This window comes from Bradyrhizobium sp. MI1.11, assembly GCF_055811255.1.
Genome location: NZ_JBVVPM010000006.1, coordinates 260641 through 269011 on the forward strand (window position 1 = coordinate 260641; position 8371 = coordinate 269011).

The 8371-nt window shown below is 63.0% G+C and carries 6 protein-coding genes and 1 pseudogene; 3 read left to right on the forward strand and 4 right to left on the reverse strand.

Translation table 11 applies throughout. From position 1 onward, the window contains the following. Nucleotides 1-108: 108 nt before the first annotated feature. The gene (locus AC0L30_RS09120; RefSeq protein WP_473256223.1) at nucleotides 109-1653 is read right to left on the reverse strand and encodes an acyl-CoA synthetase; all 1545 of its coding nucleotides are present in this window, start codon (nucleotides 1651-1653) and stop codon (nucleotides 109-111) included. Nucleotides 1654-1782: 129 nt separating this feature from the next. Next, the gene (locus AC0L30_RS09125; protein ID WP_007593694.1) at nucleotides 1783-2592 is read right to left on the reverse strand and encodes a crotonase/enoyl-CoA hydratase family protein; all 810 of its coding nucleotides are present in this window, start codon (nucleotides 2590-2592) and stop codon (nucleotides 1783-1785) included. 116 nt (nucleotides 2593-2708) lie between these two features. Between AC0L30_RS09125 and AC0L30_RS09130 the strand changes: the two genes are divergently transcribed. Continuing rightward, nucleotides 2709-3581, forward strand: a complete 873-nt coding sequence (locus AC0L30_RS09130; RefSeq protein WP_007593696.1) for an SDR family oxidoreductase — start codon at nucleotides 2709-2711, stop codon at nucleotides 3579-3581. A gap of 219 nt (nucleotides 3582-3800) precedes the next feature. Continuing rightward, entirely contained in the window at nucleotides 3801-5378 is a 1578-nt protein-coding gene (locus AC0L30_RS09135) for a fatty acid--CoA ligase (RefSeq protein WP_007593698.1), read from the forward strand. Nucleotides 5379-5574: 196 nt separating this feature from the next. Here AC0L30_RS09135 and AC0L30_RS09140 read toward each other — a convergent pair whose 3' ends face one another. Next, a complete protein-coding gene (locus AC0L30_RS09140) occupies nucleotides 5575-6849 on the reverse strand; it encodes an acyl-CoA dehydrogenase family protein (protein WP_007593699.1) in 1275 nt (424 codons plus the stop codon). A 208-nt stretch (nucleotides 6850-7057) separates the two neighbouring features. On the opposite strand from AC0L30_RS09140, the gene AC0L30_RS09145 reads away from it, so the two are divergent. Further along, nucleotides 7058-7837 (forward strand): enoyl-CoA hydratase-related protein, encoded by a 780-nt coding sequence (locus AC0L30_RS09145; protein WP_007593702.1) that lies wholly within the window; start codon nucleotides 7058-7060, stop codon nucleotides 7835-7837. A gap of 187 nt (nucleotides 7838-8024) precedes the next feature. Here AC0L30_RS09145 and AC0L30_RS09150 read toward each other — a convergent pair. Beyond that, nucleotides 8025-8294: pseudogene (locus AC0L30_RS09150) on the reverse strand (IS3 family transposase); the annotation flags it as partial. Nucleotides 8295-8371 lie beyond the last annotated feature (77 nt).

An 8371-nucleotide genomic window follows, 5' to 3' on the forward strand; every position in this document is an offset into this window, starting at 1 on the left:
AGCCGCTCACGAATTCACGGGCGTGTGTAGCCCGGATGAGCGAAGCGACATCCGGGGCTTATTATCCCGGGTATCGCTTCGCTCACCCGGGCTACGCACTACGCACCGTCAGATCTTCCGCCCCGCCTGCTCCCAATAGGGATCGCGCAGGCGGCGCTTGAAGATCTTGCCGGAATCTTCGCGCGGCAGCCCGGCGCGGATCTCGATGTGTTTTGGCACCTTGTAGTCGGCGAGCGAGGCCTTCAGCCGGGCGCGGATTTCGGCGGCGTCGAGCGTGATGCCCGCCTGGGGCTCGACCACGGCCATCAAGGTCTCGCCGAATTCTGCGTCGGGAATGCCGAACACCGCGCAATCATGCACGCCGGGCACGGCATGCAGAACCGACTCGATCTCTGCCGGGTAAATGTTGACGCCGCCCGAGATCACCATGTCGCGCTTGCGGTCGCAGATGAAGACGTAGCCCTCTTCGTCGATATAGCCGACGTCGCCGGAGGTAATGAAGCCGTCGCGATCGATCTCGGCGCGCTTCTCCGGTTTGTTGTGGTAGGTGAAATCGGCCATCCCGGCCATGCGCGAATAGATCTCGCCGATCTCGCCCACGCCCAGCAGGCGTCCGTCATCGCCGATGAAGCGCAGCTCGGCGCCGGGCGAAATCCTGCCGACGGTGCCGGGTTTCCTTAGCGCATCCTCGGAGGTCGCGAAGGTGACGGCGCTGGATTCGGTCGAGCCGTAGAATTCGTAGATCACCGGCCCCCACCACTCGATCATGGCGCGCTTGACGTCCGCCGGACAGGGCGCGGCGGCATGGATGATATGGCGCAGCGAGGAGACATCGTACTTCTTGCGCACCTCCCCCGGCAGCTTCATCAGGCGGATGAACATGGTCGGCACCATGAAGATGGTGTCGATTTTGTAGCGTTCGATCAGCTCGAGAAATTCCTCGGGCTCGAAGCGCGGCATCAGCACCAGTGCACCGCCGAGTTTTCCCGCGCGGATGCCGAACGAGTTCGGCGCGGAGTGATAGAGCGGACCCGGCAGGATCGTGCGGGCGCCGGGCTTCAGCCCGTAGATCATCGCGCGCATGCGCTCGCCGGCGGCCGCCTGTTCCGGCGTCGGTGCATTGCGCCGTACGCCCTTGGGATGGCCTGTCGTGCCCGAGGTGTAGATCATGTTCATGGGCTGCGGCACGATCGGGCCGTCATAGGGCTGGTGCTGTGCGAGCCAAGATTCGAAATCGATCGCGAAGTCCGGCGTCTTCAGATGATCGGGATCGATCTTGTAGTTGGACAGGATCTCCGGCGGCGTCGGCACGCTGAGCACGATGACGCCTTTCGGGATCGCATCGCGCAAGGCATGCAGCATGTCGGCATGGCCGATCAGCACGGAGGTGCCGGTGTCGTTCAGGATGTAGGTGATCTCCTCCGGCTTGAAGTGCCAGTTGATCGGCACACCGTAGGCGCCCAGCCGCATCGCGGCATAGGCAGCTTCCAGAAAGGCAATGTCGTTGCGCATCAACATGCAGACGCAATCGCCCTGCCTGACGCCGATTTGGCTGAGGCCCGCGGCGATGCGATCGGCACGATCAGCGACCTCGGCATGGGAGCGGCTGCGCTCACCGGAGACGATGCCGAGGAAATTTGACGTTTCGCTCATTGTTGGTTTTTCTTTGTTGTTGAAGTTGCCCCTCATGGTGAGGAGGCGCAAGGCGCCGTCTCGAACCATGAGAGCCCGTGGCCCATCCCTCGAGACGCTGCTTCGCGGCTCCTCGGGATGAGGTCTGCGCTAATCCGCAAACTTCGGCGCGCGCTTCTCCAGATTGGCGCGCACCGCCTCGGTCTGGTTCGCACTGCCGATCAGCTTCTGCTGCTCGACGGACTCGGCAAGCAGCGCGGGGCCCGGATCGACCGAGAGATTGTTGAGCAGGCGTTTTGCGGCGCGGATCGCATCGGGGCTTTTTCCCGCGATCTCGCGCGCGACTTCGAGGGCGCTCGCGCGCGGGTCGTCGCAGATGCGCGTGGCGAGACCGTAAGCCATCGCCTCCTGCGCGGAGAAGATGCGGCCGGTGTAGGTGAGATCGCGCAAAATGTCGTCGCGTACGAGCGAGGCCAGGATCGGCGTGCCCGCCATGTCGGGCACCAGACCCCATTTGATTTCCATCACCGACATCCGCGCATCGGGGGTCAGGAAGCGCATGTCGGCGCCGAGCGCGAGCTGGAAGCCGCCGCCGAAGGCGACGCCCTGGATCGCGGCGATCACCGGGACCGGAAGCTGGCGCCAGCCCCACACCGCTTGTTGCGCAAAGTTCGCCTGGCCGTGCGTGCGTTTGGTGAGATCGCGATTTTCGCCACCCGGAATTCCGTTGCCGCCCTTCTCCTTCATGGCGGCAAAACGCCCCATGTCGAGACCGGCGCAGAAGGCGCGGCCCTCGCCCGACAGCACCGCGACGCGCACGCTCTTGTCCTTTGAAAGCCGGTCGGTTGCGGCGACAAGGGCCTCGAACATGGCCTGATCCAGCGCATTCATCTTGTCCGCGCGCACCAGGCGCACATCGGCGATGCCTTCCGAGATCGAGATCGAGACGCGCTCTTCCATGAATGAATTCTCCCCTGGTTCCCTGCTGTTCTTGTTCGGTGCCGCTTTACAGGACGACGGCGGCCGGATTTAGTCAATCGATCAATTAACCGACAATCGCGACAGGGGAAACAGACATGTTCAAGGAAAATCTTCTGGCGGGACGACGCATCCTCGTGACCGGCGGCGGCACCGGGCTCGGCAAGTCGATGGCGGCGCGCTTCCTCCAGCTCGGCGCCGAGGTGCACATCTGCGGCCGCCGCAAGATCGTCTGCGACGAGACCGCGACCGAGCTGATGGCCGAGTATGGCGGCCGCGTGAGCAGCCACGGCGTCGACATCCGCAACGCGCCCGCGGTCGAGGAGATGATCGAGACCATCTTTCGCGACGGCCCCCTCACCGACCTCATCAACAACGCCGCCGGCAATTTCATCTCGCGCAGCGAAGAGCTGTCGCCGCGCGGCTTCGACGCCGTCGCCAACATCGTCATGCACGGCACGTTCTACGTGACGCAAGCGGTCGGCAAGCGCTGGATCGCGTTGAAGCAGCCCGGCAACGTCGTCTCGATCACCACGACCTGGGTGCGCAACGGCTCGCCTTACGTGGTGCCGTCGGCGATGAGCAAGTCCGCGATCCACGCGATGACGATGTCGCTCGCAACCGAATGGGGCCGCTACGGCATCCGGCTGAACACGATCGCACCGGGTGAGATCCCGACCGAGGGCATGAGCAAGCGCATCAAGCCCGGTGACGAAGCCGGCGCGCGCACCAAGGCGATGAACCCGATGGGCCGCGTCGGCACCATGGAGGAATTGCAGAACGTCGCCGTGTTCCTGATCTCGGGCGGCTGCGACTGGATCTCCGGCGAGACCATCGCCATGGACGGCGCGCAGGCGCTCGCGATGGGCGGCAATTTCTACCAGCTCCGCGACTGGAGCGACGACGACTGGAAAACCGCGCGCGAGAGCATCATGGCGCAGAACGAAAAGGATCGTGCGAAGCGGGGGTGACGTAGTCGTCCTGGCGAAAGCCAGGACCCATTCCCACCGAATGTTTTTTGGCGAAGATAGGCCATGGCCGGTCTTCGCCAAATTGCGTTTTGTGGCTATGGGTCCTGGCTTTCGCCAGGACGACGACGTTGAAGCCATGGCGTACCTTCCCCCGTCTTGTCTTCCCCTGCGGATGACGCCACACTCCGCGGCATAAGAACAAGACGGTATGGGAGAAACATGACCACACAGCCATTGGCCAATCTCGCCGACATGGTGCGCGAGCGCGCCAAGAGCCGCGGCAACGCGATCGCCTTCGAGTTCGAAGGCCGCGTCACCAGCTTTGCCGAATTCGACGTCAAGACGAATAAAGTGGCCAACGCGCTGATCGCGATGGGTGTGAGACGCGGCGAGCGCATCGCCTATCTCGGCAAGAACAGCGACATCTATTTCGAGCTGCTGATGGGCGCCATGAAGGCCGGCGTGGTGATGGCGCCCGTGAACTGGCGGCTCGCGGGCCCCGAGGTCGCCTTCATCGTGAGCGACTGCAAAGCGCCGGTGCTGTTCGTGGGACCTGAGTTCATCGCCCTGGTCCGCCAGATCAAGGGCCAGTTGCCGGGCGTGCGCAGCGTCATCACCACCGAAGGTGGCGCGCCGGAATGGCAGGATTTTACAGCTTGGCGCGATGCACAGAGTGGCGATGATCCCAAGGTGCCGATCGACGCGAAGGACATCGCGATTCAGCTCTATACGTCGGGTACGACGGGCAAGCCGAAGGGCGCGATGCTGTCGCATGCGAACTTCCTCAACCTCGTGCAAACCGGCAATGCCGAGGACAAGCCTGAATGGAACCGGTGGTCGACCGACGACGTGTCGCTGGTGGCGATGCCCATCTTCCACATCGGCGGATCCGGCTGGGGCGTGATGGGGCTCTATCACGGCGCCCGCGGCGTGATCGCGCGCGAGTTCGATCCGACAAAAGTGCTGGATTCTTTCGAACAGTCCGGCATCACAAAGCTGTTCATGGTGCCCGCCGCGATGCAGTTCGTGGTGCGGCAGCCGCGCGCAAGGACTGTCGATTTCTCGCGGTTGAAATACATGCTGTACGGCGCCTCGCCGATACCGGCGGCGCTGCTGAAGGAATGCATCGAGATCTTCAAATGCGGCTTCGTGCAGATGTACGGCATGACCGAGACCACCGGCACCATCGTCGCGCTGCCGCCGGAGGATCATATCGAGGGGCTGGAGCGGATGCGCTCGGCCGGCAAGGCGCTGCCGGGCGTCGAGATCGCGATCCTCGATGTCGATGGCAAGCCGCTGCCGCCGCGCGAGGTCGGCGAGATCGCGACACGCTCGGGCTCCAACATGGCAGGCTACTGGAATCTGCCGGAAGCGACCGCCGCGACGCTGCGCGGCGACGGCTGGCTGCGCACCGGTGACGCCGGCTACATGGACGAAGACGGCTATCTCTACATCCATGACCGCATCAAGGACATGATCATCTCCGGCGGCGAAAACATCTACCCGGCCGAAGTCGAGAGCGCGCTGTGCGATCATCCCGACGTCGCGGAAGCCGCAGTGATCGGCATACCCGACGACAAATGGGGCGAGGCGGTGAAGGCCGTCGTGGTGATGAAGCCGGGCAAGCAGGCGACCGCCACCGACATCATCAACTTCACCCGCGAGCGCATCGCGGGGTTCAAGACGCCGAAGAGCGTGGAGTTCCTGCCGGCGCTGCCGCGCAATCCGTCAGGCAAGATTTTGCGGCGGCAATTGCGCGAGCCGTATTGGGCGGGGAAGGATAGAAGGGTGAATTAGGCCGACTGCGAGAAGCGATGGTGCAATCGGGAGCTCCGCCCATGGCGACATCTCTGGATTGCTTCGCTTCGCTCGCAATGACGGTGTGGAGGCGGATGCGCGCCTCTCTCCTCCGTCATTGCGAGGAGCCCTTGCGACGAAGCAATCCAGACTGTCTCTCTGGAAAGACTTTGGATCGCTTCGCTCGCGATAACAGCTAATGCTTCCCCGGCCCCATATAGCCGAACAAAAATCCCGCCACCTTGCGGATCTGGATCTCCTCGCTGCCCTCGGTGATGCGGTAGCGGCGGTGGTGGCGGTAGATGTGCTCGAACGGCTTGTGGCGTGAATAGCCCATGCCGCCGTGGACCTGCATGGCGCGGTCGGCGGATTCGCAGCAGAGGCGGTTTGCCCAATAGTTGCACATCGAGACGCGGTCGGAGAGCGTGCGCTCGATCTGCTCCTCAGTGAGCTTGTCCATCTCCCAGGCGGTCTTGCGGATCAGCAGCCGCAGCATCTCGGCCTGGGTCGCAAGCTCGACCAGCGGGAACTGGATCGCCTGGTTCTCGGCCAGCGCCTTGCCGAACGGTTTTCGCTCGCGCGCATATTTCACGCTCTCGTTGATACAGTAGACCGCTGCCCCCAACGAACTCGCCGCCTGCCGGATACGGTTCTGATGGACAAAACATTGTGCCAGCGACAGGCCGCGCCCGACCTCGCCGAACAGCGCGTCCTCGGGAACGAACACGTCCGTGAAGCTGACGCGAGGATGATCGGTCGGCATGTTGAAGGTCCACATGTACTCTTCGATCTTCACGCCCTGGCTCTTGGCCGGCACCAGGAAACAGGTGATACCGCGGGCATCGCCGTCATTGCCGCTGGTGCGCGCGAACAGCGCGCAATGCGTGGCGACGTGCATGCCGGTCGTCCACATCTTCTCGCCGTTGATGATCCAACCCTTGACGTTGTCGCGGGTCGCGGGCACCGCGCGCGTTTCCATGTGGGTGGCGTCGGAGCCATGATTTGGCTCGGTCAGGCCGAAGGTGATGCGGTACTTGCCCTTGATCGAGCCATCGATCATCGCCTTCTGGTCGTCGCGTCCGTAGCGATCGAGCATGGTAGCGACGGGGAAGTTGCCGACGATGGAATGCTCGTTCTGAAGATCGTTGTGCAGGCCGAGCCCCTTGGCGGCAAAGTGCTCGCGGATCACGGCCATCCAGAGATTGGAGCCATCCTTCCCGCCATATTGCTTCGGCACCGGAAATCGCAAATGACCGGCCGCGTCCGCGAGATCCTTGGCCTTGCGCAGCAGCGCTTCCCATTCGTGGCGCGGCAGGCCGCCATTCTCGAAATCGGTGCGGGCCCATTCGCGACGATGATCGAAGAAGCGGATATTATCATCGGCCTCTTCCAGCGGCTTGATCTCGCGTTCGATGAAACGGTCGAGCTCTGCGAGATAGGCGACGAGATCGGCAGGCAATGAGAAATCCACGGCTCTCTCCCGGGTGTTTTTTCGTTTTGCGTTAAGGCGCTGGGCGCAGCTTTGCTTCGCACGATTAAGGTGAGAAGAGCGTCGCCAAGTCAAGCAACGGAAGGCGTACTGGATGCGCAGGGCGCATTGCGCAATTCGATGGTGCTCTAGCGCGGTGGCGCGGTAGTATTCCGGCAATATTCCTTCACGAGAAACTGCGGGAGCGACCATGGAGCTGAAATTCTCAAAGGTGGAACGCAAGGGGCCGATCACGATCGTCACGCTGTCGCGGCCCGAGGTCTACAACGCGCTGCACACCGACGCGCATTTCGAGCTCAACAAAGTGTTTGACGATTTCTCCGCCGATTCCGAGCAGTGGATCGCGATCGTCACTGGCAGCGGCGACAAGGCGTTCTGCGCCGGCAACGATCTGAAGTGGCAGGCGGCCGGCGGCAAGCGCGGCTGGGACAAGGGCGGCTTTGCCGGCCTCACCGCGCGCTTCGACTGCGACAAGCCGATCATCGCCGCGGTCAATGGCGTGGCCATGGGCGGCGGTTTCGAGATCGCGCTGGCCTGCGACCTCATCATTGCCTCGGAGAACGCGACCTTCGCGCTGCCCGAGCCGCGCGTTGGCCTCGCCGCACTCGCCGGTGGCCTGCACCGGCTGCCGCGCCAGATCGGGCTGAAGCGCGCCATGGGCATGATCCTCACCGCGCGCCACGTCAGCGCCAAAGAGGGTCTCGAACTCGGCTTCGTCAATGAGGTGGTGCCGCAGGGCGAGGCGCTCACGGCCGCGCTGCGCTGGGCTGAGATGATCACCAAGAATTCGCCGATGTCGATCCGCGCGTCAAAGCAGGCGATCCAGAAGGGCCTCGGCGTGTCGCTGGAGCAGGCGATCGAGCAGCAGCGCGACTATCCGGCCGTGAAGGCGATGGCGGCCTCGCAGGACTACATCGAGGGACCGAAGGCATTTGCGGAGAAGCGGCCGCCGAAATGGATGGGGAAGTAGCTGTTTCCGTCATGCCCGGGCTTGTCCCGGCCATCCACGCCTCACCGCGCGGCACGAAGAACGTGGATGCCCGAGACGAGCCCGGGCATGACGATGCGAAGAGAGTAGCGCGCCTGCATCAACGCCGTCATTGCGAGCGTAGCGAAGCAATCCAGAATTGATCTTCCCCCAAAAAAGTGGACATGGATCAAGCCGATTTTAGCTCCATCTCGACCGGGCTGATATAGCCGATGGCCGAGTGTCTTCGGGTCTGATTGTAGAAGCCTTCGACGTAAGCGAAGATGTCGCGCTCGGCTTCATTGCGGGTCTCATATTGACGGTGATGGATCAGTTCGGTCTTGAGGGTGTGGAAGAAGCTTTCCATCGGGGCATTGTCGTAGCAGTCGGCTCTGCGGCTCATTGAAGGCCGGAAGCCGGCGGCTTGCAGTGCTTGGCGGTACTCGGTTGAAGCGTATTGGGCGGATTCAAACGGTCGTCGCAACACCAGTTACTTTCACTCATAACAGAAGATCGTCAAGCGCCTCCGCCGGCGTT